At 61.3% G+C, this 25,166-nt stretch carries 19 protein-coding genes and 1 riboswitch; of the genes, 9 read left to right on the top strand and 10 right to left on the bottom strand.

Going from position 1 to position 25,166, the window contains the following annotated elements; genetic code table 11:
- Window positions 1-22 precede the first annotated feature (22 nt).
- Entirely contained in the window at window positions 23-493 is a 471-nt protein-coding gene (locus OYT13_RS17410) for a DUF4863 family protein (RefSeq protein WP_017234257.1), read from the bottom strand.
- A 160-nt stretch (window positions 494-653) separates the two neighbouring features.
- Here OYT13_RS17410 and OYT13_RS17405 point away from each other — a divergent pair, with 160 nt between their 5' ends.
- The 9 genes from OYT13_RS17405 to OYT13_RS17365 all read left to right on the top strand — a co-directional run bounded on the left by OYT13_RS17405 (window position 654) and on the right by OYT13_RS17365 (window position 12,044).
- Complete coding sequence (locus tag OYT13_RS17405) at window positions 654-1,568, top strand: helix-turn-helix transcriptional regulator (protein ID WP_017234256.1); 915 nt, start codon at window positions 654-656, stop codon at window positions 1,566-1,568.
- Window positions 1,569-1,680: 112 nt separating this feature from the next.
- Window positions 1,681-3,336, top strand: a complete 1,656-nt coding sequence (gene boxC, locus OYT13_RS17400) for a 2,3-epoxybenzoyl-CoA dihydrolase (RefSeq protein ID WP_268566718.1) — start codon at window positions 1,681-1,683, stop codon at window positions 3,334-3,336.
- 99 nt (window positions 3,337-3,435) lie between these two features.
- Complete coding sequence (gene boxB / locus OYT13_RS17395) at window positions 3,436-4,863, top strand: benzoyl-CoA 2,3-epoxidase subunit BoxB (protein ID WP_017234254.1); 1,428 nt, start codon at window positions 3,436-3,438, stop codon at window positions 4,861-4,863.
- A gap of 47 nt (window positions 4,864-4,910) precedes the next feature.
- A complete protein-coding gene (boxA, locus tag OYT13_RS17390) occupies window positions 4,911-6,167 on the top strand; it encodes a benzoyl-CoA 2,3-epoxidase subunit BoxA (RefSeq protein WP_017234253.1) in 1,257 nt (418 codons plus the stop codon).
- 234 nt (window positions 6,168-6,401) lie between these two features.
- Window positions 6,402-6,983, top strand: a complete 582-nt coding sequence (locus OYT13_RS17385) for a DJ-1/PfpI family protein (RefSeq protein ID WP_017234252.1) — start codon at window positions 6,402-6,404, stop codon at window positions 6,981-6,983.
- A gap of 141 nt (window positions 6,984-7,124) precedes the next feature.
- On the top strand, window positions 7,125-8,465 hold the full coding sequence (locus OYT13_RS17380; protein ID WP_268566717.1) for a hypothetical protein: 1,341 nt from the start codon (window positions 7,125-7,127) through the stop codon (window positions 8,463-8,465).
- A 134-nt stretch (window positions 8,466-8,599) separates the two neighbouring features.
- Window positions 8,600-8,707: riboswitch (ZMP/ZTP riboswitch) on the top strand.
- A 98-nt stretch (window positions 8,708-8,805) separates the two neighbouring features.
- Window positions 8,806-10,053, top strand: a complete 1,248-nt coding sequence (gene glyA, locus OYT13_RS17375; RefSeq protein ID WP_017234250.1) for a serine hydroxymethyltransferase — start codon at window positions 8,806-8,808, stop codon at window positions 10,051-10,053.
- 18 nt (window positions 10,054-10,071) lie between these two features.
- Window positions 10,072-10,554, top strand: coding sequence for a transcriptional regulator NrdR (gene nrdR / locus OYT13_RS17370; protein WP_017234249.1), 483 nt, complete (start codon window positions 10,072-10,074; stop codon window positions 10,552-10,554).
- A 290-nt stretch (window positions 10,555-10,844) separates the two neighbouring features.
- Window positions 10,845-12,044: a tyrosine-type recombinase/integrase gene (locus OYT13_RS17365; protein WP_268566716.1), complete on the top strand. Its 1,200-nt coding sequence runs from the start codon at window positions 10,845-10,847 to the stop codon at window positions 12,042-12,044.
- Window positions 12,045-12,234: 190 nt separating this feature from the next.
- Here the strand turns inward: OYT13_RS17365 and OYT13_RS17360 are convergent, their stop codons facing one another.
- The 9 genes from OYT13_RS17360 to OYT13_RS17320 all read right to left on the bottom strand — a co-directional run bounded on the left by OYT13_RS17360 (window position 12,235) and on the right by OYT13_RS17320 (window position 24,932).
- Window positions 12,235-13,515 carry a hypothetical protein gene (locus tag OYT13_RS17360; RefSeq protein ID WP_111374361.1) on the bottom strand — a complete coding sequence of 427 codons (1,281 nt, stop codon included), beginning with the start codon at window positions 13,513-13,515 and terminating at the stop codon, window positions 12,235-12,237.
- 162 nt (window positions 13,516-13,677) lie between these two features.
- Window positions 13,678-14,901: a toll/interleukin-1 receptor domain-containing protein gene (locus tag OYT13_RS17355; protein WP_197672470.1), complete on the bottom strand. Its 1,224-nt coding sequence runs from the start codon at window positions 14,899-14,901 to the stop codon at window positions 13,678-13,680.
- Complete coding sequence (gene qatD, locus OYT13_RS17350; protein WP_111374440.1) at window positions 14,901-15,704, bottom strand: Qat anti-phage system TatD family nuclease QatD; 804 nt, start codon at window positions 15,702-15,704, stop codon at window positions 14,901-14,903. Before qatD ends, OYT13_RS17355 begins: the two co-directional genes overlap by 1 nt.
- 13 nt (window positions 15,705-15,717) lie before the next feature.
- The gene (gene qatC, locus OYT13_RS17345) at window positions 15,718-17,085 is read right to left on the bottom strand and encodes a Qat anti-phage system QueC-like protein QatC (RefSeq protein WP_111374363.1); all 1,368 of its coding nucleotides are present in this window, start codon (window positions 17,083-17,085) and stop codon (window positions 15,718-15,720) included.
- Window positions 17,082-17,633, bottom strand: coding sequence for a Qat anti-phage system associated protein QatB (gene qatB, locus OYT13_RS17340; protein ID WP_232111347.1), 552 nt, complete (start codon window positions 17,631-17,633; stop codon window positions 17,082-17,084). Before qatB ends, qatC begins: the two co-directional genes overlap by 4 nt.
- Window positions 17,634-17,965: 332 nt before the next feature.
- Window positions 17,966-19,909, bottom strand: a complete 1,944-nt coding sequence (qatA, locus tag OYT13_RS17335) for a Qat anti-phage system ATPase QatA (protein ID WP_111374365.1) — start codon at window positions 19,907-19,909, stop codon at window positions 17,966-17,968.
- On the bottom strand, window positions 19,906-22,947 hold the full coding sequence (locus OYT13_RS17330) for a DEAD/DEAH box helicase (protein WP_268566715.1): 3,042 nt from the start codon (window positions 22,945-22,947) through the stop codon (window positions 19,906-19,908). Before OYT13_RS17330 ends, qatA begins: the two co-directional genes overlap by 4 nt.
- 9 nt (window positions 22,948-22,956) lie before the next feature.
- Entirely contained in the window at window positions 22,957-23,853 is an 897-nt protein-coding gene (locus OYT13_RS17325) for an antitoxin (protein ID WP_268566714.1), read from the bottom strand.
- Complete coding sequence (locus OYT13_RS17320) at window positions 23,853-24,932, bottom strand: type IV toxin-antitoxin system AbiEi family antitoxin (protein WP_111374368.1); 1,080 nt, start codon at window positions 24,930-24,932, stop codon at window positions 23,853-23,855. Before OYT13_RS17320 ends, OYT13_RS17325 begins: the two co-directional genes overlap by 1 nt.
- Window positions 24,933-25,166: the final 234 nt, after the last annotated feature.

Below are 25,166 nucleotides of genomic sequence, written 5' to 3'. Positions count from 1 at the left end.
CAGGAAGGGGGCAGGCGCCGGATCAGGCACTGCGCGTGAATTCAATGGCGCCGTCTGGCAACAGATACAGCACGAGGGCGCGTCCGTGGGCGACTGTTGGTCGATGGGCTGTGCCGGGACCGTAAACGCACCAGCCCGCCGGGTGTCCGTCGAACGTTGCGCCGGGAGTGAGCGGCATGATCAGATCGATTTCGCCATTCGGATGCGCATGGTGCGGTCCGGCCAGATCGGCCATGTCCACCACGTCGACGGAAAATCCGTGCGTGTCGGGCGTGGGCTTGATGACGCGTCCGTAGCGAATGCCACCGCCTTCGCGGTTGCACAGCCAGCCGTCGGCAACGCCGGTGCGACAGGCGTCGGCAAGTGCTTCGTAACCGGCGGAGCCGGCGCCGTAATGCGCGTTGAGCCAATCGGCGAGGGAGGCGTCGAGGGCGCGGCCATCGAGTTGTCGCGTCAGGTCGGCGATCAACGCCTGAAATTGAGGCACATCCATCCATGTCTCCTGGGGACGTCGATATGACGCCGATCAATGGCGGGACTCGGGATGTCCGGTCCGCGTTTGCTTTTTTATCGGCGCATGGTGAAAATTAGAGCATGCAATTTTGGCTGTCAAGCAATATATTACATGTTACCTGCATTGAGGATCTTGTCTGATGAATAAGAGTGCGCAAGCCGATGGGGTGCCGACGGCGCGAGGCGCCGGTGAGAAAGACCCGTTTCTGGTCGCGCTGGGTGAGCGGGTGCGCACGCTGCGCGCCCGGCGTGGCTTGACGCGCAAGGCGCTTGCGCTGGACGCCGGTGTTTCCGAGCGTCACGTGGCCAATCTGGAGTCGGGTGTCGGTAACGCGTCCGTGCTGTTCCTGCGTCAGCTTGCACAGGCACTAAATTGCACATTGGCCGAAATCGTGGGCGACGAGACGACGTCGTCAGCGGAATGGTTGCTCATTCGGGAAATTCTGCACGGGCGCGACGGCGAGGCGCTCACGCGTGCGCGTCAGGCGCTCAGCGAGCTGTTTGCCGGGAGCGAGCGCGACCCGGATCGGCGTGGCCGCATCGCGTTGATCGGGTTGCGGGGCGCGGGCAAGTCGACGCTGGGCCGCATGCTCGCCGACGACATGCATGTCCCGTTCGTCGAACTCAATCGCGTGATCGAACAACTGGCGGGGTGCCCGCCGTCGGAGATCTACTCGCTTTATGGCGCGAGCGCCTATCGCCGCTATGAGTTGCGTGCGCTCGAAGCCGTCGTGGCCGAGCATCCGCGTGCCGTGATCGCCTCGCCGGGCGGTATCGTGAGCGACGCGGCGACCTTCAACTTCCTGCTCACGCACTGCTATACGGTATGGCTGCAGGCGTCGCCCGAAGAGCATATGAAGCGGGTGGTGGCGCAGGGCGATCTGCGTCCAATGTCGGGCAATGCGGAAGCGATGGACGACCTCAAGCGTATTCTGGCCGGCCGCCAAGACTTCTATGCCAAGGCGGATATGAGCTTCGACACCGGCGGGCGGGTGCTGGCCGACGCCTATCTGCAACTGCGCGGCCGCCTCGCCGTGCAATTGTCGTCAGATTGACCCTCATGGGAATGCAAAATAATTCATTTTTGTTTGGAAAACTAGTTGACGGTGTAGTTGTGCTGCACTATATTGCAATCCAACAAGATCATTATTCGTGTTGGAGGCAATCATGTTCGGCAAACCCCACGTCGACTATCGTACGGATCCCACGCAGTACAAGCACTGGAAACTGAGCTTCGAAGGCCCGGTGGCGACGCTCGCCATCGATATCTCGGAAGACGGCGGCATTCGCGAAGGCTACAAGCTCAAGCTCAATTCGTACGATCTCGGTGTGGACATCGAACTGCACGATGCCGTTCAGCGCATCCGCTTCGAGCACCCGGAAGTGAAGACGGTGGTCGTCACGAGCGCCAAGGACCGCGTGTTCTGCTCCGGTGCGAATATCTTCATGCTCGGCCTGTCCACGCATGCGTGGAAGGTCAATTTCTGCAAGTTCACCAACGAAACGCGCAACGGTCTGGAGGATTCCAGCCGCCATTCCGGTCTGAAGTTCCTCGCCGCCGTGAACGGCGCGTGTGCGGGCGGCGGCTACGAGCTGGCGCTGGCCTGTGACGAGATCTATCTGGTCGACGACCGTTCGTCGTCGGTCTCGCTGCCGGAAGTGCCGCTGCTGGGCGTGCTGCCGGGCACCGGCGGCCTGACTCGCTTGACCGACAAGCGTCACGTGCGCAACGACCGCGCCGACATCTTCTGCACCGTCGTCGAGGGCATTCGCGGCGAGCGTGCCAAGCAATGGCGCCTGGTCGACGAAGTCGTCAAGCCCGCGCAATTCGCACAAACGGTGTCGGCGCGTGCGCTGGAACTCGCTCAAGGCAGCGACCGTCCGGGCGGCAAGGGTGTGACGCTCACGCGCCTGGAGCGCACCGACGAGCCGGACGCGATCCGCTATGAATTCGTCGACGTGGAAATCGACCGCGCCAACCGCACCGCCAGCCTCACCGTGAAGGCGCCGAAGTCCACGCCGCCGGCCGACATCGCCGGTATCGAGGGCGCCGGCGTGAACTGGTGGCCGCTGAAAATGGCGCGCGAACTCGACGACGCCATTCTCAATCTGCGCACGAACGAACTCGATATCGGCACGTGGCTGTTGCGCACCGAGGGCGAGGCGAAACACGTGCTGGCGGCTGATGCATCGCTGCTGGCCCATCAGGATCACTGGTTGGTGCGCGAGACCATCGGCATGCTGCGCCGCACGTTTGCGCGTATCGACGTGTCCTCACGCTCGCTCTTCGCGCTGATCGAGCCGGATTCGTGCTTCACCGGCACGCTGGCCGAATTCGCCTTCGCGGCCGACCGCACGTACATGGCGGCGCTGCCCGCCAGCGAGGAAGACGAACCGGCAATCACGCTCACCGAAGTCAACTTCGGCCTGTTGCCGATGGTCACCGATCAATCGCGTCTGGCACGGCGCTTCTATGAAGACGCGGCGGAACTCGACGCCGTGCGCGCCACGATTGGCCGCCAGGTGCGCCCCGATGAGGCGGAACGCCTCGGGCTGGTCACGGCCGCCGTCGACGATCTCGACTGGCCGGACGAAATCCGCATCGCGATCGAGGAGCGCGCGGCCATGTCGCCCGACGCGCTCACCGGCCTCGAAGCGAACCTGCGCTTCAACGGCAAGGAGACGATGAACACCCGCATCTTCGGCCGTTTGTCGGCGTGGCAGAACTGGATCTTCATCCGTCCGAACGCCGTGGGCGAGAAGGGCGCGCTCAAGGTCTACGGCAAGGGCAACAAGGCGCAGTTCGATCCGAACCGCGTCTGACGAATGGGCTGCAACGTCGCCGGTGACGAACGCCGGGCGGTGGCAGGACCGAACAAGTCGTTTTACACAGAATACGTACGAGACACGAGGATTCCCACGATGGCTTCGATCAACTACAGCGAGAAGATCCCCAACAACGTCAACCTGTCGGACGATCGCACGCTGCAACGTGCGCTTGAACAGTGGCAGCCGAATTTCCTGTCCTGGTGGGGCGACATGGGGCCGGAAGGCTCGCACGGCTTCGACGTCTATCTGCGCACGGCGGTAAGCGTGGATCCGGGCGGCTGGGCGCACTTCGATCACGTGAAGATGCCGGACTATCGCTGGGGCATCTTCCTCACGCCGGGAGAAGCCGATCGCAAGATCCACTTCGGCGAGCACAAGGGCGAAGCTGCGTGGCAGGACGTGCCGGGCGAACACCGCGCGAACCTGCGTCGCATCATCGTCACGCAGGGCGACACGGAACCCGCGTCGGTCGAGCAACAGCGTCACCTCGGACTGACGGCGCCGTCGATGTACGACTTGCGCAACCTGTTCCAGGTGAACGTGGAAGAAGGCCGCCATCTGTGGGCAATGGTCTACCTGCTGCATCGCTACTTCGGCCGCGACGGCCGTGAAGAAGCCGAAGCGCTGCTCGGCCGCCGCTCGGGCGACGAAGACAATCCGCGAATTCTCGGTGCGTTCAACGAGAAGACGCCGGACTGGCTGGCGTTCTACATGTTCACGTACTTCACCGATCGCGACGGTAAGTTCCAGCTCTCGGCACTGGCCGAGTCGGGGTTCGACCCGCTCGCGCGCACCACGAAGTTCATGCTGACCGAAGAGGCGCACCACATGTTCGTGGGCGAGTCGGGCGTCTCGCGCGTGATCGCTCGCACGGCGCAAGTGATGAACGAATTGAAGACCGATGACGTCGCGAAGCTGCGGGCAGCGGGCGTGATCGATCTGCCGACGATTCAGCGCTACGTCAACTTCCACTACTCCGTGACGATCGACCTGTTCGGTGCGGATCAGTCGTCGAACGCGGCCATCTTCTACAGCTCGGGCCTGAAGGGCCGCTACGAAGAGGGTAAGCGCGACGACGACCATCAGCTCAACGGTCAAATGTATCGGCTGCTGGACGTGGACAACGGCAAGCTCGTCGAGCGCGAGGTGCCGATGCTCAACGCGATGAACGAAGTGCTGCGCGACGATTACATCAAGGACTCGGTCGCGGGGGTAAATCGCTGGAACAAGGTGCTGGAGAAGGCCGGTATCGACTTCCGCCTTAGCGTCCCGCACAAGGCATTCAATCGTCAGATCGGCACATTCGCGGGCGTGCGTGTGTCGCCGGACGGCCGTGTGGTGAGCGAGGCCGAATGGGCTGCGCATGAGCGTGAGTGGCTGCCGTCGGCGGAAGATCGCGCGTATGTGGCGTCGCTCATGGGCCGCGTGACCGAGCCGGGCAAGTTTGCCAACTGGATCGCGCCGCCCCCGCTCGGCATCAACCGCCAGCCGATCGACTTCGAGTACGTGCGCTTCAACTAAGGCCAACGAGAGCCCAGGCGCGAGCCATCCCACAAGGAGACAGCATCATGAACGGCCCCGTTCCGGTCGAAGTTCTGAAGCAGCATCTGATCGATCCGGAGATCTGCATTCGCTGCAACACCTGCGAGGAGACGTGTCCGGTCGACGCGATCACGCACGACGAGAACAACTACGTGGTGCGCGCGGACACGTGCAATGGGTGTATGGCGTGTATCTCGCCGTGCCCGACGGGGGCCATCGACAACTGGCGCGATGTGCTCAAGGCCGACGCGTATGCTGTCGACGACCAGCTCACGTGGGACGAGTTGCCCGTGCAGGACGATGCGCTCGCCGGTCAGGGCACGATCGGCGAGGCGGCGCCGGGCGTGGCTGGCGGTGCGTCGGCCGACGTCCCCGAGCCCGTCATCGCCGGCTCGGATTTCGTGCGCGGCTCTGTCGTGCCGCCGTGGTCCGCCGCCAAGCCCTATGTCAATCTGTACAACCACAAGGCGCCGGTACAGGCGACCGTGGTCGGCAACTATCGCCTGACCGACGCCAGCACCGAGAGCGACATCCACCATATCGTGCTCGACTTCGGCAAGCAGCCGTTCCCGGTGCTCGAAGGACAGTCGATCGGCATCATTCCGCCGGGCACGTCGGGCGACGGGCGGGCGCACCATGCGCGACAGTACTCGATTGCGTCGCCGCGCGACGGCGAGCGTCCCGGTTACAACAACCTGGCGCTCACGGTCAAACGCGTGACGAAGGATCACCAGGAGCAGGCGGTTGGCGGGGTGTGTTCGAACTACCTGTGCGATCTGAAGAAGGGCGACGTGGTGAACGTGATGGGCCCGTTCGGCAGTACGTTCCTGATGCCGAACCACGCCGATTCGCACCTGCTGATGATCTGCACCGGCACGGGGGCGGCCCCGATGCGGGCGATGACCGAGTATCGTCGTCGTCGCCGTCTGAAGGGCGCGACCGGCAAGCTCATGCTGTTCTTCGGCGCGCGCACGCAGGGCGAGCTGCCGTACTTCGGCCCCCTGCTCAACCTGCCGAAGGACTTCATCGACACGAATCTGGCCTTCTCGCGTACACCAGGACAGGCCAAGCGCTACGTGCAGGACGCCATGCGCGAGCGCGCGGCCGATGTGGCGGCGCTGCTGCGTCACGACCACACCTACATTTATGTGTGCGGGCTCAAGGGCATGGAGGACGGCGTGCTGCAAGTGCTGCAGACCATCGCGGGCGACGCCGGGCTCGACTGGCAGGCCCTCTGGCAACGGATGAAGACGGAAGGGCGTCTGCATCTGGAAACCTACTGATTGACTGACGACTGACGATATCGGCTCGCGCAGCACCCGGCAGAGGGTGTGGCGCGAACCTCGGCTTGACCGACGGCGTTTTGCGCCGGCTTGACACCGCGTGCTTCGGCACGCGGTTTTTTTTCGTTCGTCGATGACGGTCGGGGTATCGAAGGCTGTCGCGGCGACGTCACCGGAATTGAGTAACATGGAGGAGCGGTTTCCCTTCCATCTTTTCTCTGAACGGAGAGTCATATGGGCAAGAAGCGGATTCTGGTACTGGCAGGCGACTATGTCGAAGACTACGAGCTGATGGTGCCCGTGCAGGCACTCATGGCCGTGGGTCACCGGGTGGAAGTGGTCTGCCCCGGCAAGAAGGCGGGCGACAAGGTGCGCACTGCGATTCACGACTTCGAAGGCGATCAGACGTACAGCGAGAAGCGCGGTCACGACTTCACGCTCAATGCGACATTCGACGGACTGTCTCCCGCCGACTTCGACGCGCTGGTGATTCCCGGTGGCCGCGCGCCGGAATATCTGCGGTTGAATGATGAGGTCGTCGAGATCGTCAGACATTTTGCCGAGAGCGACAAACCGATTGCCGCGATCTGTCACGGGGCGCAGTTGCTGGCGGCGGCCGGTGTGATCGAAGGGCGCGAGTGTTCGGCGTATCCGGCCTGTGCGCCGGAGGTGCGGCTGGCCGGCGGGAAGTACATGGAGATCGGGATCGACGAGGCGCATACCGACGGCAAGCTGGTGACCGCCCCCGCCTGGCCCGCGCATCCGGCGTGGATCGCGCAGTTCCTCGCCGTGCTGGGAACGAAGATCGAGCTCTGACGCGCGGCGGATTTGTCCGAACTTGCCTCGTTTTCGAAAGCTTGACGTCCGGTGGCGCAGCAAGATCGGCCGATCTCAACCAGGTCGGTCGGCAGGCGCTGCGCGCGCCGGAGCCCCGGCATACGACGAAGGAGGGTCGTGATGGACGTCAATGCTTATCCCTTCAGGGGCCATGCCGCAGGCTCCCCTGCCAGTCCCACGGCCGCTGGGCCGACGCGTGCCGGATTATTGCCGGAAGCCGGACCACTTGGAACGTTCGGGGCAGTCACCGGACATGACGGTAGCGGCACGCCGCTGCCGCCCATCGGACCTTACGATTTTTCTACCGCGCGGCGCGTGCACGAGGTCCTTCCGGCAGGGGCCCCCAGTGCGGCTGTTCGACTATCGTTCGAAGCGCACGCGCAAGCACCGCAATACGTGGTGACGGCGTTCCCGAGCGCTGGGCATGCCACGCGAGCGTGGCTTGCCTCTCGCCTGTTCGGCGCGTTGGGCCTGGCGACACCGACGGCCGTGTTGGTGCGGGGATGTTCGCTGGCATTCGATGGAACCCAGGCGCCTGAGCGGATCTACCTGGCGACGACGTATCTTCCCGTGTACCGGCCATTGGGGGAATGGTTGGAGGGGGAGGCCGCGCTGCGCGCGATCGACGCGGCAGATGGCGCGCAAAGCTCGCCGAGTGCGCGCGGCGGTGGGGGCGATGCGTGTGAGCGTGCTCGAGACGGCGCCCGCGCGGCCGGACGGCAAATGGCGCAAGTACTTGCGCAGTCCGGCGGTGCACCACTGCATGCGCTCGCTGGCGCGCCGGCACAGGCGTATGCCGACGCCACACGCACACGCGACGAAATGCGCGGCGTGCTCTGCGCTTGGCTCCCCGAAGTCTATCGATGCGCATTGGAGCGTCAGTACGTCGCCGCGCTGTGGCTGGGCGATCGGAATCTTTTCCACGCCGTCATGGAAAACGTCGGTGTCTGGCGAGACAAGAACGACTTGCCCTACATGATGACGGTCGATTTCCGGGCCTGCCTCGATGCGGGCTTTCAGGGCGCGCTGTCGGATTTGATGCCGTATCGCCTTGGCGAACCTTCCACGGCATTCGTGCGGCGGTTGGCCGGGCTGACACAGACCGTCGACAGCAAGACGGTGCTCGACGAACTGAAGAATCCGACGGGGGTTCGGGCACTGGCGGCCGAGATGGCCTTCCGCCTCGGGCGAATTTCGGCGCACCACATCGCGCCTTGGGTGGACGATGCCCAGGACTTGGTCCGCGCGACATCGGTCGCTGCCAAGGTGGCCGCGGCGGCCGAGGACTGGAGCGGAATCGTGCCCCACCTCCTGGCGCGACGCGACCGTCTCGTGACCCGGCTGGGTGGCGCCTGGGCCGCACAGGCGTGGACACAACTGTACCCGACGCGCGCCCGCGCCATCGAGGCGCATCAGGCGCCCTTTTTGCGTTCGGCCGCAGCCGAACGCGATCGTGTGTGAGCCCGTCGGATCGGGCCGTCCGACCCATTGTCAAGCCGCCTCGGCGAATGGCACCAATTTGGTGCGCGGCGCCGATTGACGTGCGTTTGCCCCGGTTGCCTAACGTCGCAAGCTCGCATAAACTATCGACGCCACAAACCCCGCGTGACTGGCGATTAGGGTGCACAGCCTTGTGTGCCCGAGGTGGAGCAACCCACCGGGAAGCGCCGGGGTCTTATTTGCCGTTCGCCTGGGCAGCCGTGATGGTTGGTGCTGCCCTGTCTATCGTCTTCCGAAGCACAAAGGAAGATGCGCTGCGCCATCCCCTCCCGGAAAATCTGTTCAATTCAACGGAAACGCCATGTTCGACAAATCGAAATCCACCGTTGCCTCCGTCGATCCCGACGTTTGGGCTGCGATTCAGAAAGAAAATCAGCGTCAGGAAGACCACATCGAGCTGATCGCATCGGAAAACTACACCAGCCCGGCCGTGATGGAAGCGCAGGGCTCGCAACTGACCAACAAGTATGCGGAAGGTTATCCGGGCAAGCGCTACTACGGTGGTTGCGAGTATGTCGACATCGTGGAACAACTGGCCATTGATCGCGTGAAGGCGCTGTTCGGTGCCGAAGCCGCGAACGTGCAGCCGAACTCGGGCTCGCAGGCTAACCAGGGCGTGTACTTCGCCATGCTCAAGCCGGGCGACACCATCATGGGCATGAGCCTGGCGCACGGTGGCCACCTCACGCACGGCTCGCCGGTGAACATGTCGGGCAAGTGGTTCAACGTGGTGAGCTACGGCCTGAACGAGAACGAAGACATCGATTACGACGCTGCCGAGAAGCTCGCGCAGCAGCACAAGCCGAAGATGATCGTGGCGGGCGCCTCGGCCTTCGCCTTGAGGATCGACTTCGAGCGTATGTCGCAGATCGCCAAGTCGGTCGGCGCGTACTTCATGGTCGACATGGCGCACTATGCCGGTCTGATCGCCGCCGGTGTGTACCCGAACCCGGTGCCGCATGCCGACTTCGTGACGACGACCACGCACAAGAGCCTGCGCGGCCCGCGCGGCGGCGTGATTCTGATGAAGGCCGAGTTCGAGAAGCCGATCAACTCGGCCATCTTCCCGGGCATCCAGGGCGGCCCGCTCATGCACGTGATCGCCGGCAAGGCCGTCGCGTTCAAGGAAGCCGCGTCGCCGGAATTCAAGGCGTACCAGGAACAAGTCGTGAAGAACGCCCGCGTGATGGCCGAGACGCTGGTCAAGCGCGGCCTGCGTATCGTGTCGGGCAAGACCGAATCGCACGTGATGCTGGTTGACCTGCGCGCCAAGAACATCACCGGCAAGGCCGCGGAAGCGGCGCTGGGCGAAGCGCACATCACTGTGAACAAGAACGCGATTCCGAACGATCCGGAAAAGCCGTTCGTGACGAGCGGCGTGCGCCTGGGCTCGCCGGCCATGACGACGCGCGGTTTCAAGGAAGCTGAAGCCGAACTCGTCGGCAACCTGATCGCCGACGTGCTGGAAAACCCGGAAGACGCCGACAACCTGGCTCGTGTGCGCGCACAAGTGGCTGAGTTGACGAAGCGTTTCCCGGTCTACGGCTAAGCCCCGGACGCCGCCCGCATGCGCTGCCCGTTCTGCCGTCACGACGACACGCAGGTCATCGACTCGCGTGAAGCGGAAGATGGCGCCGCCATCCGGCGGCGCCGGAAATGCCCGGCGTGCGACAAGCGTTTCACCACGTACGAGCGTGTCGAGCTAGCGATGCCGGCGGTCGTCAAGAAAGACGGCAGCCGCGCCGAGTACGACCGCGCGAAGGTGCGCGCCAGCATGCAGTTGGCGATTCGCAAGCGCCCTGTGAGTGCCGAAGCGATGGATGCCGCAATTGCGCGCATCGAATACAAGCTGCTGGCCGGTGCGGAGCGCGAGGTGATGAGTCAGCGTATTGGCGAATTGGTGATGCGCGAATTGAAGCGGCTCGACAAGATTGCGTACATTCGCTTTGCGTCGGTGTACCGCAGCTTCGAGGACATTGCCGAGTTTCGCGATGTGCTCGAGGAAATCGACAGCACCGATGTCAAGCCCAAGCGTAAGCCGGTGGCCTGAGTCGACGGCGATGCGAGAGCGCGTATGAGCTTGCGCTGGCGACCGTAAGGCCCGTTTGCTGTAAAGAAGGACAGGAAACCCGTCGTGTCTGAAAGGGCACGGCGGGTTTTTTTATTTCACCATGACTCCAGCTCGGCACTTCGCTGGACTACGCCAAGACTAGATACAGCAGGTTTATCAATAACTTAGGCGAGTTCATCATATGCCGGTGCTTTCTGAAACTTGACCCGACTTCCGCTCTGCTGGCCCCTAGAAGGCTCCTGGGAACCGGGTCTTTTCGAGGAGTCATCATGGCAAAAATCAAGCTCACCAAGTCCGCTGTCGATGCGGCACACCCCCAGGCGCAGGCCGTCGAACTCCGGGATACGCTGGTGCCCGGCTTCTTGTGCAAGATTACCCCGTCGGGCCGCAAGGTGTTCATGCTCCAATATCGGACGAACGCCGGCGAGCGCCGCAAGCCCGCCTTGGGCCAGTACGGGGAACTGACCGTCGAACAGGCCCGTTCGCTCGCGCAGGAATGGCTGGCCCAGGTACGCCGGGGTGGTGATCCCGGCGCCGACAAGGCGGAGGCGCGCAAAGCGCCCACCGTCGAGGAGTTGTGCAAGAAGTTCATGGAGGATCACTCCAAAAAGCGCAACAAGCCCAGCACCCGAGTCGGCTATCAAGGCGTCATCGACCGCTGCATCATCCCGTTGCTGGGCCGCAAGAAGGTCCACGACGTGAAGCGCCCTGACATTGCCGGACTGATGGAAAAACTTTCGTACAAGCAGACCGAGGCAAACAAGGCGTTCAGCATCCTGCGCAAGATGTTCAACTTGGCCGAGGTATGGGGCTATCGGCCTGACGGTACTAATCCTTGCCGCCATGTACCGATGTTCCCTGCCGGAAAGTCCACCCACCTTATCAGCGACGAGGACATGGGCAAGCTGTTCCGGCAGCTCGACAAGATCGAGGCCGAGGGGCTGGAGAACTACGTCATCCCGTTAGCGATCCGCCTGCAATTCGAGTTTGCCGGCCGCCGTGGCGAAATCGTTTCGCTCGAATGGGAATGGATCGATCTGGAAAACCGCCGCGTCGTCTGGCCCGACAGCAAGACCGGCGGCATGTCCAAGCCCATAAGCGAGGAAGCCTACCGGCTGCTTTCTACGGCACCGAGGCAGGAAGGCAATCCCTACGTACTGCCGTCGCCGCGCCATCCAGGGCAGCACCTGACCACGGGCGAGTATTACGGTGGCTGGAGCCGTGCGCTCAAAGCGGCGGGGGCGACACATGTGGGGACGCACGGTATTCGCCACCGCTCGGCGACCGACATTGCCAATTCGGGAATCCCGGTCAAGGTCGGCATGGCCCTGACGGCTCACAAGACTGTAGTGATGTTCATGCGCTACGTCCACACTGAGGACAAGCCGGTGCGGGAAGCCGCCGAACTGGTGGCGAATCGGCGCAAGGCAATCACTGGGGGGCGCCGCACCGAAGAGGTGAATGCTTGATCCGGTGCAAGATATCCGTTCCGTCGCCAGCAGCACCTTCAATGCTGCTGGGCGACATCCGGGGGCCGGCCAACGGGCAGCGCTTGGCCGGCATCCACCAGCGCAGCGTCATGCCCACCAGCGTGCGCTACGCGAAGGGTGAACTCCAACGAATTGTCGTGACGCGATACGACAATTCGCAGAAGAAGTGTTATCCGGTTCCGTTCTGCGATTGCTGCAAGGCTTGTTCGAGCCAACCGCTTTCTTCTTCGGCGACGAGCTGTTGCATTGCGTCCAATCGGATTGCCTGCGCGGACCTCCGACGGGTTTCAACCTTTCCGGGAGTCATCTCCGACTGCAACTCAGTCTGCATGCATTCTCCCAGAACGTGCTGGAATTCCAGTTCATCGGTACGGGCGAAGAGTACGCGCCGATGTGCATCATCGATCAGCATCAACCTCACAGAATTCAGGCGCAGCAAGTGACGCCAGCGGCGGTCGATCGACACGAAATAAGGAATGAAAAACGAGCCGAGCTGACTTGCCGTAGCATTCTTCTCTAAGACACGGAGGAGAGTCATGTCCCAAGCCATGCCGCGAATCTCCTCCAACATCGTCTTGGATCGACCAGTGATCGGGCCGAAGAACGGCGACCCCAACTCGGAAGTCATGCCGCTCCATATGAGGTGCAACTCGGTGAGCGGGATGGCCCCCAGGTTATGGATGCTGAAACGCAGCAGTTCGCTCAAGATGCGTCTCTTATCTGCCTTGCGTTTCTCGTGCCACAGGCGGGCAAACCGCAAGAGCAACGCCTGTGTCCCAGCGCTCTTGGCTTCGTGATGAATGACATGCTCACTGGTCTGCAACTCCGACAGAAAGGCCTCGGCTTCGGGACGGAGTAAAGCCTTTAGCTCTTCGCATGGGACATCGAAAACGAAGCGAGTGGGATCATCCCGAAAGGCATCCCAATCCAGGTGATCGAGCATGCGGAAGGCGATCAACGTATTCAAGGGTCGTTCGTTGCGTGGATCGTCGCGGGTCAGTCGGGTGTTCTCGATGAGGAACGGCAGCACATCGAATTGCACGTTGCGGTTCCGAGCTTTAAGCATGAGGACCTCGTCGACCCGGTTGCGATCGACCTGCTGGATGCTCTCGCCGGCGATGGCCGCACGCATTTTCTCTGCAAAGTTCGAATCGAAGCTCAGCGAAAAATCGATCAGTGCATTCGACTGGCCGCCAGTGAATCGTGCTTGAATGCTGGTCCCGGCGGACATGAAAAACGCTCGTGGCCCCTCGAAGAACGGGGTGACGTACTCACTGGAGGACAGGCTGAGGCCAAGTTCGAGGTTGATCGCACCTGGGGAATCGGTGCAAATGACAGCGCGAAGACCTGCGCATTCCGCCGCGCGTTGGGACTCGATGGCGTCAAGTGCGGCCTTGTCGCTGTTGAGTAGTGCAGAAAATAGGGCGTCTACGATTGGGATATCAGGCACGAGTCGGTCCTGGCTATAAACGGATGCCGCCAGACTTCGGCGTGGCGCATTGTTCGGGCTGACGATTGCGCACCACCGATTCGTGAAAACTCTTCACGTCCTCATGGCGGCACTTAACCAAGCCCGGAAGTTTCTTGAGACGGGCTTTCTGAATGGCACACATCATTTGTGTGCTGGCCATCGAATGCTCACGCCGTCCGGAAGCTCAAGCTCAAGTTTCGGGTCCAGCTTCCGGTCTGGCGCAATTGTGAGCAAGTCGAGGGGGATGCTCCACTCATCTGCAAGTTGCGCCTTCAGTTCCTTAACCGTAAAGCCCCGGAATGACAAACGCCATACTCGCCCGTCTGGGCTATCGTTGTCCTTGTCTTCACTCAGCAGACTGCGTTCCCCAATCGTCAGCGCCTTAACGAGAGGTGGCGCACTCCGCTTAACGCTCAACTCCACGACCACTTCCTGAGGTGCGGTGGAAGGAACAAAAGGAAGCTCGTCACGATACGGTTCAAGCGTCCGTTGGATGAATAGCATTGCGGGCTCGTACTTCTTCACCGTTTGAATAGCCAGCAACTTCTCCAAACACCGTCCCTTGATCTTGCCGGAGCGGAACTCGCCAGCAGCATTGAAGTAGACCTCGAAGAACATTCCGTTCAACATATCGAGCGCCCGCTCGATTGGAATGGAAGCCAACTCCTGACGCAGCTTGTCCAAGAACGCGACCGCCCGATTCTCGTTTCCACATGCGCATTGATATAGATTGCGACCCAGCACAAAGGCTTCGTCAGCACTGACCTTGCCCCAATCGAGTTCCAGTACGGCCACGACGGCCGGATTCTGCTGATACCAGTTGTAGGTCTTCATCGCCTTAATGAGACCGGCGATTTTGTTTCCGTTCTTTAGCGGGAAGTCCACATCTGCCTTGGCCTCATCCGAGTACGAAAAGGCCTGCTTCAGGCGTACACCGGCTTTTCGTAGCTTCTTGGTGATGAGTTCGGCCAGGGCAGCGGGCGAACGACCTGCAAGAGCAATGTGTCCTGTTGTCTTCAAGAGACCAGGCACTTCAACGCTCTCATCAAAAAAGGCCGGCAGGATGTATTCGCGGCTTTCGGTGAATGCCCGAGCTTGGGCGCTCTTGCGCTCATGGTTCGTCCACAACTTCTTGCGGTACGCGTCGGAGACGAACATGACAGTGAAGACAGCTCGGTTCTGGTAGACATCGCTCAGGTGCGTGTACAGATCCTTTCCCCACAAATCGACTTCCTCGAACTTGTCGTAAAAGACATCGACGCCTTCGGCTTGCAACGCCTTGGCCACGGCATCGACATACACACGATCTTCGCCGGCAAAGGACAAGGCGACATGAAATTTTTTTGGCACTTCGGTAGTCTCCATTAAGAGTCGGTAACCCCAGGCGGAGGGGGCGGACCGTTCTTCGCTCCATCATTCGGTTCGAGTAGGGCACGCAGATTCGCTCGTATCGTTGCGGCAACTGTTGAAGTGGGCATTCCGTGTAGCCGGCTGAGCGCTTCGACCACTATGGCAACATCGGCAGGTTTAGACGGGCGATCGCCCGTCTTTGTGAAGGGGCCATCGGTCTCAGTCAATAGCCTATCGAGCGGAATCAGCGCGACCATAGATGCATGTCGCGTATTTTCCAACATGGCGGCGTTTATCGAAAAATAACACCCCAATTCGAGAGCGCGCTGCGCTTCTGCCTTGCTGCCGGTGAACCAGTGAAGTACGACCTTCCCCTTAGATGGAGGCAAAAACGATTCAATATGGTCAAGTACAGCCTTGGCAGCTCGAACGCTGTGAACAGTGACAACCTTGCCCCCCGCGTCAGCGCAACGCTGAAGAACGTGTTGAAAGACTTGCTTCTGCAGGTCCAGAGATTTGTAGAAGCGCGGACCTGCATCGAGGCCGACTTCACCAACGTAACGCGCCTCCGACAGGTAGCGATCCCACAGTTCAAGTTCGCTCGCACGCTCCGCGACCAATTGCGGATGCAGCCCAAGCGCAGCTCGGACATGCTTCGTGCGCTGCGCGAGTTCGTGATTGCGTGGCCACGCTAACGGTGTTGTTGTCACCGCGAGGGTGAATACGCCAGCCGCATCTGCCTCCCGGACCGCAAGAGCGTGGTCCGGGTAGAGATCGACGTGGCAATGGAAGTCCACAAGACCGGCCGACGGAATCATGATCGCATCCTCGTCAACTCGGTCTTGCCTCGACACCATCGATCAGACGCTCGACTTCACCAAGGCCTCGCCGATAGACATCGGCCAGCTCGTTGAGATGAGCCGACTCGTCCGCGAGGGAGCCGGGCTTATGAATCAGCAGATTCGCAAGCTGCGGTCTTGCCCGCAGGCGCTCAATCGCGTACTGAAATGATCTGATCTGCTTTCCTGTCGATTCGCGCGTGTCCAGCGGCTGTGCGTGTAGGTCTTCCACGGTGTATGTCGTCGCGTCACCTCCGACACCCCATGCCGTAGTCAGGGCAGCACGACGGATTAGGCACGGAAGGCAATAGCCGCAGTGTTCGATGCCAAGTCCTTGCCACCGACCCTTCGTCGGGGATGAACACGACAATGAATCGGTTGCCAAATTCTTCAACAGTGAGGGATTCCGACAGTTTGTGGCCATTTCGCCCTTCGTCTTGTCCCAGTACGGGTTTCGGATCTCGCCGTCTATGCCGAGTATGCCGAGCAGGTCGTTCCACCTAGCCATGTAGTAAGGATGCGTGGTGCGGGTGCTGTTCGATCCGAGCCGTAGTGGGTCCAAAGGCACATTCAGAGCAATGAGTCCATTTTCGGGTACACGTAGAATGAAACTCCGCCCCAATCCAGTACCTGCAAACACCCCGAGCGCGAAGAACAGGAACGACCTACCGCGCGTGCTGTTCTCTGAACCGACGCCTTCCACAAGGCCATCCACAAAGGTCATTCCGACCCGCAGACGCTCGAAGGACGACTTGTTGAAGTGCTTCTTCAAACCCGTGAACAGCTTGCCCTGCGCGTCGCTTGTCGCGCCTTCGCCGAAATGACTGACTAACAACGGTGTGGCGCCGTCTTCCAGTAGATCAATGGCGCCAATCAAGCTATCCAATCCCCCCGAGAACAGGCTGATGGAATCAAATGGTGGGGCAATCAAGCTCGGAGGCGCCACCTGGGCGATTGTTGCGAATCGAGCCGGACGTGCCCTGAACCCAATCATCCAGCGGTCGCCCGTTAAGAAGTCCAGTGCTTTCTTCAGCGTTGGTCCTGCCGCAGCCCAGCGAGCAGGTTCGCTGACCGGGACGACCAGGCGTATCTCGCGCGTCCAAGAATCCTGCGACTGCTCGACACGTGAGATGCGGGTATCCGCTGCATGGACATGCGCGGCCAGCACCAGCAGATCAATGCCGATCTCAGAGGGAAACACGCCGATCTTCTTCAGGCTCGTCAGCGCGCCACCGATACCATGATCCAAGGACTTTTCGCCGGCGACGAGTTGTATGTACGTCCTCTGTTCATCGGTCCCAACCGCAACATCGAGACTGTCGTCGGGGCCGAAGCGGCCCGCTAGGAGTTGTCGCTTCATTGGTCGGCCTCCGCATCACCAAGAGTTTGCAAGATCGCAAATGCCGACTCGTACACGGCGTCTACGAAGACCTGAATCCGCTCGGGCGTGAGATTGGGGGTCTCCGACCGAGCACGCGTCAGCGCGTCGCTCACTCCGCCACGGATGAAATCGCGCAACTGCTGTTCAACGCGATGCGCAGCTTGCGCGTCTGTCGGCATAGTCACGGCCTTGGTGCCGATGTCATTGCATATGCGCGCTTCTATCGCGTGCGTGGCATACAGCTCGAAAACCGTTTGCATTTGATCCGGGGTAAACGTGGTTAGATCGGTTAGCCCTTCGCTTGCCAGTTCAACGATGGTCTCGATGTATGCCTCGCGGGCAATTCCTTCATCCACGGTGCCTGCGCCCGGACAGATGTAGTCGGCCAAGCCCACGAATATCTCGGCGATCGGACGACCTGCCAGCGACTCCAAGTCCAGTGCACGTAACGCCTCGCGCACACCACGCGCCTGCGCGTCGGCCAAGAAGCCAAGGAGTCGCGCGCCGGCACCGCGAGAGGCGCCCATGCGTTGTGCAGCCTGGCGCGCGCCGCCGGCCGACGTTGAAACGTACTTTGATACGGCGCGCCCCAGACTGGCCCGATCACTGCCGCCAGAACCGGCGAATCGAGTAAAGCTGTTACGCGCGCCCGAGAAGCGTTGCGGGTCCGCCGTCTTCGGAATGGGTGGCCGGTTTGGTGGTGCAGGGGGCGCAGCGCCATCTGCGGGAGGCTGGCCATCAGGGCCTACGCCAGGACTCGCAGGGTTGGGAGGAGCGTCACCGCCATCACCGCCGCCCAGCCATGACGGGACGAGCGGAGTTCCTCCGCCAGGGCCTCCGTAAGCCGTTGAGGTTCCCATCAGCGCGCTCCCTTCACGTCTTTGAGCGCCGCTTCGGCGCTGGCCTTGAGGCCGGGGTTGTTGGTGGCTTTGCTCCAATCGCCAAGCAGCTTCGTCAGGCGGGCGGCGCACTCAACATCTTTGATAACGCCTTGCCAGCCGCTGACAGCCCAAGGACCGCACTTGCCACTTGGCAGCGCCTCCAGGAAATCCATCAACCGGGTCTGTAAGCCTGGTTGCGCCTTCACGAGAACCACGAGGCCATCGATACCCGGCGGCTTGATGTCGAAAGCGCCGGTGCTCATGATCTTCGTGCGCACGGCTTCGAACACCTTCTCCGCTTCAGGCTGCACAAGCTGCTTCAACTCGGCCTCGTAGCTTTGAACAGTCATCTTGCCGCCGAACAGCTTTTCCACCACGCCGGCCAAGTGTCCCAGCACCGACACCGGGCCGAAGTAGTCCTTCTTGTCCTTGGTCACGAACAAGTAGGGGCGCAAATCGATACCCGATAGTTTCGGCGACAAGCATGCCCAGTCGCATATCGTCTCTGAGGACTTCCACTCAGCCAACACGGCGCTGTCAGGCACGGATACAGGTTCGACGGACTTCGGCCCCTTCCGCTCACCAGCTTGAGGCTCCTTACCATCAGCCGTCGCCAAGTGCTTTTCCAGGGCATCGAGGTCTTCGCAAAATCCGTGCGGATGGACCGCTGCGACAAATGCGATCTGCTCGAACAGCCGTGGTATGAAGCGTTCCGCGAGCATAAGCTTCGCGAGTACGGGCAACTTGATGTCGTCACCGAATCCGCGTGCTGTCGCGGTGCGCTCGCGCAGCAACAACGTGTTGAGGAAACGTTTTATCTGACGCGGGTTGCCTTTCGCGCCGCTTGCCAGGATGGGGCCGATTTGATCGCTGAGTGCGAGCGCGTTATTCGCCTTCTCGGCCTGCTTTCCTAGCGCTGTCTTGATGGTCGCAGAATCCAATCCGCCGCTGGTCCAAGGACGTTTCAGCTTCTCCCGTGCCACGCCGATCAGCTTCGCGTAGTCCGCGTCGTCCTCACCGATTTCGGCGCCAGCCAGCAGCAACGTGACATAAATCCGTGTCTCGGTCTCGCCCAATGCCGGAATACGGAATGGAACCTGGATGAGTTTTTCGAGGTAATTGCGCGCGTAGTCCCGCGGCCCGGTACTGTCGGGCAGATCAGGGAAATGCTTGCGCACTGCGTACTCGATCATTGCCTCGTCGGCTGCGACGACGAACGCCGTCCGCGCAGTGAAGACGAACAACCGGATGGCTTCGAGGGTTTCGATGGCGGTGTCGGGCAAGCAACGATCGAGGTCATCAATCAATACGACAAGTTGCCTGATACCGGCGTCCTTTAGAAGTCGGTCAAACGCCTTGCGGAACGCCTCCACTTCCTCCGGCACGTTTTTGGACTCGCCCGGCTTCAGCACGGCCTTCACCTCATCCACGGCCGTCGTGAGGTTTTCCTTCGTCGCAATCTTGGCTGGGTCTGCTACCAACGCTTCAAGGGAGCCGATAATGGCTCCGATTTGGTCAGGTGTTGGTATGCCCGTGAAAGCGGTCATCGCCAAACCGCCAGCCCTCTTCGCAACCTTCAGCCAGTCGATCCGGCTGAACACATCCTTGACGGCGGCCGCAGCCTTGGTCAGGGCCGGGCGCTTTTCGACCAAGCCTGTCACGATCCCTTCGATCAGGGCGATCTTCGCGTCCTCGAACCCCTGGAATCGCCAACCGTTGAACTTGAGGCACAGGACATCGTCCGTGTTGGCGAAACCCGCCTCGATCATTTCGAGCACGCTGGACTTGCCCGCACCCCAGTCGCCGTGTACCCCGATCGTTACGGGATGTTCGGGCTTTGCGCGAAGCAGCCCGATGATCGTGGTGGCGATGGCCTCGTTATTCAGCAGATCAACCTTGGTTTCGTTGTCGGCTAGGATCATTGGTTTCCTCCCTGTGCATACAGTGCCGCGCCGGCTATGGCGTCCTTTGGCCGCAACAACGCGGCTGCGCCCAACCCCACACACTGGCGCAACCGATCATCGTCCAAGTTGTTCAGGTCCTCGGTATTGCGAACGCCAGCAGACAGTAGTGCCAAGTATTGGCCGCGCGTCAGCCGCACCGAAACCTTAGTGAGGGGCAGCGCGTCGGACGGCAAGCCGAATTCGAGCCGCTGAAGAATTTCGTCCAGACCTTGAAGAAAATCAGGTTGATCGGGGAATAGCGTTGCCAGAATCTGATGCGCGGAACGCAGATGAAAGCGAGTCGCGTCGGCAATGCCGATGATGTTGCCGTAGCCAATGGCACCGCCAAACGGCGTCGTAGAGTAATGCCTCTCCAGCACATCGACGGGCGTCCCCTCAATCCAATCATGCAGCAGTGCGGCACGCTTGCATCGTGCCCAAAACTCGATCTGGTCACGACAGTACCGCTGCAGCATTTGAGGCATTTGCTGTCCGAAGCGCTGTGCCACCTCGCCAGCGCGCACACTTTCGGACTGCCCCTTCTTCATAACCGGCGTATAAATGGCATCCAGTTCGTCCAGCACTTGGACCATCGCTAGGATGTGGCTGGGCGGTGTCTGCGCGACGTTCAGGCGCCCCATCAATTCGACCAGGCGCAGGCTCGACTCGAATGACAGGGACGAGGCGCCACATGCGCGCCCAAGGAGCGTCAGGTGGATGAGATCGCCTTCGCGCTCGGCAAGCCCTGCCTGCAACAGGCGCTCAACCAGAGCGCTCACGTCCCGCTCTACCATCGCGACCCATTGTGGATTCGCTCGCGATGCCGAGTACCCTCCGAAAGTGTTGACCAGCAGTCCCGGGATCTCGTCAGCACGGACGCCGCGCACCTGACTGAGCAGACGCAGCGTCCATGTCGGCAGATCACGTTGCTGGAAGGAGGACCTTGCGTCTTCGGGGACACCCAGCACATAGCGCTGGAAAAGCTGTGCACGTTCCATTGGCGTGTCCGCCAGGATGATCGCCTTGCCGGTCTCATTGAAGCCGAGTCGCCCAGCGCGACCCGCCATGTTCTTGTACTCGGCCACCGTGAACTGTCGACCGTCCTCGCCGACGAATTCATTCTCGGCGAGCACCACCGTTGAGGCTGGCGTGTTGATGCCGGCGGCCAAGGTCGTGGTGGCGACCAGGGCATGGATGCCCCCCATGGCGCTGCGATACCCTCGCTCGACCGCCTCGCGTTCCGCCCTCAGCAAATTGGTGTTGTGGAATGCGGTGCCACCGGCCAGGCATTCCCGCAAGTCCTGCGATGCGCCGGTCAGGTCTTGGGTGGGAAGTGCGTCCAGGATTGCGCTGGCCGGCGGCAGGCCAAGTTCCTTGGCAAGGTACTTCGCACACCCCTGGGCCGGACCGCGCATGTTGCGGAACACCAGTAGCTTCTCGCCCTGACCCACCAGTTGCTGCGCCAGAGGCACGATCACATCCTGCGAACTGGGTTTGTCGCGACGCTGCACGATGCGGTACGAAGGCAGTAAAGCCTCGGTCTTCGTAGTCCCGTCGGTATCGATGTATTGGAATGTTCCTCGCCGGTCGAGAACGCCTTCGATCAACGGCACGGGCCGCTCGCGCGACAACAGTAGCGGAACACCGAGCCAGCGATCGAAGCTATTCAGATTGCCAATGACTGCGGACAGGATCACGAGCTGCGGCTCGATGCCATGCTGCCGGGCCCGCAAGAGCAGAGAAAAGATCAGCTCAACCGTGATGCCGCGCTGCGGGTCCGTGATGAACTGCCCTTCGTCCAGCACAACCAGACCGAGCTGACTCAGCAGGCGAGGCGAGCCCAACGCTAGATTGAGGAAGGTCTCATAGGTAAAGAAGCCCAGGTCATAGCGCCCAGCCAAAACGGGCCCGATGCCGTCGGTTGCATCCCCACTGCAGCGGACCACGCGCAATCCTGCAGCCGAGTAGCGCTCAGTGAACTCCTCGAATTTCTCGTTGACCAGCGCTCGATAGGGCAACAGGAATGCCGCCTTCTTGCCGGACGTGACCGCCTGAATCGCCGCCACCTCGCCGACCATCGTCTTGCCGGAACTCGTCGGGGCAACAACCAACAAGGAGTTTCCGCTGAGCACGCCGAACTCGTTGACCGCTTTGAGTTGCAGTGCGTTGAGACCTTGAGGAAAGTCGGTGGCCCACCTATCGACAATCTCGGGCGGGAAGCCGTGGGCGGAAAACTCCGCGAACGATCCCGACATTTGATGGACAGCCCTTGTAGGAAAAGCTGCGGCGTAGTTGTCGCCGCGCTTGAGCGTCGGGAACGTCAGACCGCCTTGCACACTGCCCAAGAATACGGGCGTTTGCGTGACGCTGATTCGCTCGGCCTCCACACGCGCCAGTCGGATGATCTCCCCGGCGATCTCAGGAAAGCTGACTGAGTCGCCTACCGTGCCTGTCAACGCCTCAATCACGGCGTGGGTGAGCAAGCCATGCCCGGTGCCGGGCTGTTCCCACGCAGATTCATTCGTCGCACAAGCCGCCAGAAGGATACGGCCTTCTCCATAGATGCCCGTAAGTGCGAATGCATTGCGCGGGCGTGCCACCGTCTCCAGCACGCGCGCCGGTGCCTGGCCGCTGAAACAGCAATCGAGGATACATAGGACAGCGCGGGCCTTGGTCGCCTTGAAGGCGTCCGCCAAGCCAGCCATCGATAAGGCCGTCCCAGCAAGGTCGCCGGCGTTCGTGTCGAACAACACCAAGTTGCCATCTGGAGATCCGTGTCCCGCAAACGCGATAACCACCACGTCATCTACACTCGCGGCAGCCAAGGTGCCTAGCATGGCTCCTGACACTTCCGCGTGGGTGGCGGCCTCGTCCACGAGTAGGCGGCCACTCAGGCCTTCGATCGTATCGGTGAACAGTGCCCACAGAGCCGTAGCATCGCGGCGCGCTCCGCCCAGTTCGGGTATGGAGGTATCGAGATGCTTGTTGATGCCTACGAATATCGCCTTGATCGCCATACGCGTTCCTTATCCGATTCGAGCAAGGAGTTGTTCAATCACGTCGCAGGCCTGCCGCTGCCGCAACGTCCTCGCCTCACGTTGCTCTGGTTCGTCACCTTCGCCCAGCTCAAACTTGGCGACCGACACCGGACCATCCTTGCGATAGCCTTCGGCTTTCTCGTTGCTTGCGAAGCGGCTGCGCAGGATTGCCAGCGAGGCCTCGACGACGGTACCGTGCTTGCCGTTGCGCTCCTTGTGGAAAGCCGCAGCCACGGCGTCTAGTCCTTCAGATGCATGTTCAATGCAATAGATCAGATCGTGCGCGTCCTTGCGTTCGAAGCGCTGATCGAACGCGAACGACTTCAGGCAGGTAAAGCTGACCAGGTTGGCATGCTTAATGTGTTCCGTCGCGATTCCGTTGCCGCCGAGGAGTTCAGCCTGGATCTCGGTAACTTGGTGAAGGTCAAAAACAATGGAGGAATATGGGATATTCAGTGCCGAGATCGTGCCTTCGGTCGGCAATGGCTGTACCTTGCCACCAGCGATGTCCGGTGCATCCGCCAGCAGTTCCAGCACCATCAACGCGCCATGTTCAGTGCGGGTCTGCCAACGCCAGGAAAGCTTTGTACCGGCGCTGTTCTCGGCCCGCTCGAATCCCATCTTCTTGAGGTTGTCTTCGAGTGTGTGATACGCCTCGGTATCCGCCAGGATTTGCAGGTCGATCACGATGTCCACGTCCAGAGTGCCTGCGTGCGCCGGCACTACCGGCGGCCGTGCGGCAACAAGATAGCGCGGCGTGAGTCCCCCGATCAGGTAGACCGACTCTTTCCACGGCCCGAGTCCCCGCAGCAGCGTCACAAGGACGCGTTCGCAGTCCACCGTGTACTGGTCGCTGTAGCCGTCGAACGTTGCAGGTTTTGCCATCAGAATCCGATCCTTTCCTTGCGTAAGTGCTCGGCCATTTCCTTAGCGCGGCCTTCACCGCGCAAGAGGTCGAGATAGACCTGGACCGGACTGGCCAACCAAACGCCCCCGACGTTTTGCCGAAACAGCAGTTCTCCCGCCGACTTCGTCTCGATGACCGCGAGGTTCGCCCCTTCATTGACGACGCGAGCACCCAGCTCAGCCATTGCCGTCTCGGCACTGGTGCTGGGTAGCAGTCGAACTCGCACCTGTGAGATGCCGGACAAAAAGGGGGCATAGCGCTGTGCAGCGGCTTCGTAGCTCACCGCGTAAGCGACCTGATGCGCATCGAACATCTGGCCGAGCCGTTCGATCAGTGCATCAGATTTCAATCCGGGCACGAAGTACCGGCGCAGCACTGGCGCGCGTTGCGTGGCGAGCTGCTTCGCCCAAGCATCGAGCAACGCACTGGGTTCTCGCAGATGCCGCTCCTTGCTCGGCCCCTGTCCTCGCGACACCAACCAGTCGAACCGCTCCAGCTCGCTTAGTACGTCCGAGGCCGTGGATGGAGCCACCTGCGCCCGTTCGGCCACTTCGGTAACACCAAACCATTCCTCGTGATTGACCAGGAGCGCATACAAAACCTGGGCACGCCGCCCGGAGAAGAGCGACCGCACCGACTTTTCCAAAGTCTTTGGAGCCGGCTTGTCGATGTAGACGTAGGCACCAGCGGCGGGCAGGAACAGGCTTCCGCCGCTGTCGAAGTAACCGATGCGCTCGGCTCTAAGCAATTCTTTCGCCCCCGGTGAGAGCGACTCGGCGATGAGCAGGTGTTGCACATCGGCGGAATGACTGTGCTGCAGTGACTTCAACTGCCACAACGCTTGGCGCACGTCTCGGGGAAAGACGGACTTCTTTGCCTCAACCAGCAAGACAATCGACTTGCCGGCGATGTGCAGATCAATCTTCGCGTCGATGCGACCAGCGGCTTGAACAACAGGTTCTGACCGAGCCAACTCGGCGTGCACGTCTGGCAATTCCCGGAGTGAATCCAAGAGCTGTTCGATCAGAGCATGTTCCACGAGGGGCGATTCGGTCATGACGGCCGTTATTTCCTGTTCAGCGAATAACAGCACTATACCGAATATTCGGCATAAACGCCATATTCGCTGCACAGCGAATTCCCTTCCGGGTAGCCTGGTGTACGACAGCCGTCCCGGCGTTCCGCCGTCGGGCTCGCGGGCTGCGCCCCGCGCCTCGTACCGAGTCGCGGCCATCCAGCTTTGATCCCTGATGCCTTCGGCCCTTGAGGGCCTGCGCGCTGCGCTTGCCCA

Source organism: Pandoraea sp. XJJ-1, assembly GCF_026802345.1.
Classification (GTDB): domain Bacteria; phylum Pseudomonadota; class Gammaproteobacteria; order Burkholderiales; family Burkholderiaceae; genus Pandoraea; species Pandoraea cepalis.
Note: the sequence above shows the minus strand (reverse complement) of the source record. Positions and strands in the feature narration are given on the sequence as shown.

Excerpts from the sequence above, each read along its gene's own strand:
- OYT13_RS17355 (WP_197672470.1), bottom strand. The coding sequence starts at position 14,901 with ATGGAGACTACCGAAGTGCCAAAAAAATTTCATGTCGCCTTGTCCTTT.
- qatB (WP_232111347.1), bottom strand. The coding sequence starts at position 17,633 with ATGGGCGCCTCTCGCGGTGCCGGCGCGCGACTCCTTGGCTTCTTGGCC.
- qatD (WP_111374440.1), bottom strand. The coding sequence starts at position 15,704 with ATGATTCCGTCGGCCGGTCTTGTGGACTTCCATTGCCACGTCGATCTC.
- qatC (WP_111374363.1), bottom strand. The coding sequence starts at position 17,085 with ATGAAGCGACAACTCCTAGCGGGCCGCTTCGGCCCCGACGACAGTCTC.
- boxA (WP_017234253.1), top strand. The coding sequence starts at position 4,911 with ATGAACGGCCCCGTTCCGGTCGAAGTTCTGAAGCAGCATCTGATCGAT.
- boxB (WP_017234254.1), top strand. The coding sequence starts at position 3,436 with ATGGCTTCGATCAACTACAGCGAGAAGATCCCCAACAACGTCAACCTG.
- OYT13_RS17405 (WP_017234256.1), top strand. The coding sequence starts at position 654 with ATGAATAAGAGTGCGCAAGCCGATGGGGTGCCGACGGCGCGAGGCGCC.
- OYT13_RS17320 (WP_111374368.1), bottom strand. The coding sequence starts at position 24,932 with ATGACCGAATCGCCCCTCGTGGAACATGCTCTGATCGAACAGCTCTTG.
- OYT13_RS17385 (WP_017234252.1), top strand. The coding sequence starts at position 6,402 with ATGGGCAAGAAGCGGATTCTGGTACTGGCAGGCGACTATGTCGAAGAC.
- OYT13_RS17330 (WP_268566715.1), bottom strand. The coding sequence starts at position 22,947 with ATGGCGATCAAGGCGATATTCGTAGGCATCAACAAGCATCTCGATACC.
- OYT13_RS17410 (WP_017234257.1), bottom strand. The coding sequence starts at position 493 with ATGGATGTGCCTCAATTTCAGGCGTTGATCGCCGACCTGACGCGACAA.
- OYT13_RS17365 (WP_268566716.1), top strand. The coding sequence starts at position 10,845 with ATGGCAAAAATCAAGCTCACCAAGTCCGCTGTCGATGCGGCACACCCC.
- OYT13_RS17380 (WP_268566717.1), top strand. The coding sequence starts at position 7,125 with ATGGACGTCAATGCTTATCCCTTCAGGGGCCATGCCGCAGGCTCCCCT.
- qatA (WP_111374365.1), bottom strand. The coding sequence starts at position 19,909 with ATGATCCTAGCCGACAACGAAACCAAGGTTGATCTGCTGAATAACGAG.
- nrdR (WP_017234249.1), top strand. The coding sequence starts at position 10,072 with ATGCGCTGCCCGTTCTGCCGTCACGACGACACGCAGGTCATCGACTCG.
- glyA (WP_017234250.1), top strand. The coding sequence starts at position 8,806 with ATGTTCGACAAATCGAAATCCACCGTTGCCTCCGTCGATCCCGACGTT.
- OYT13_RS17325 (WP_268566714.1), bottom strand. The coding sequence starts at position 23,853 with ATGGCAAAACCTGCAACGTTCGACGGCTACAGCGACCAGTACACGGTG.
- boxC (WP_268566718.1), top strand. The coding sequence starts at position 1,681 with ATGTTCGGCAAACCCCACGTCGACTATCGTACGGATCCCACGCAGTAC.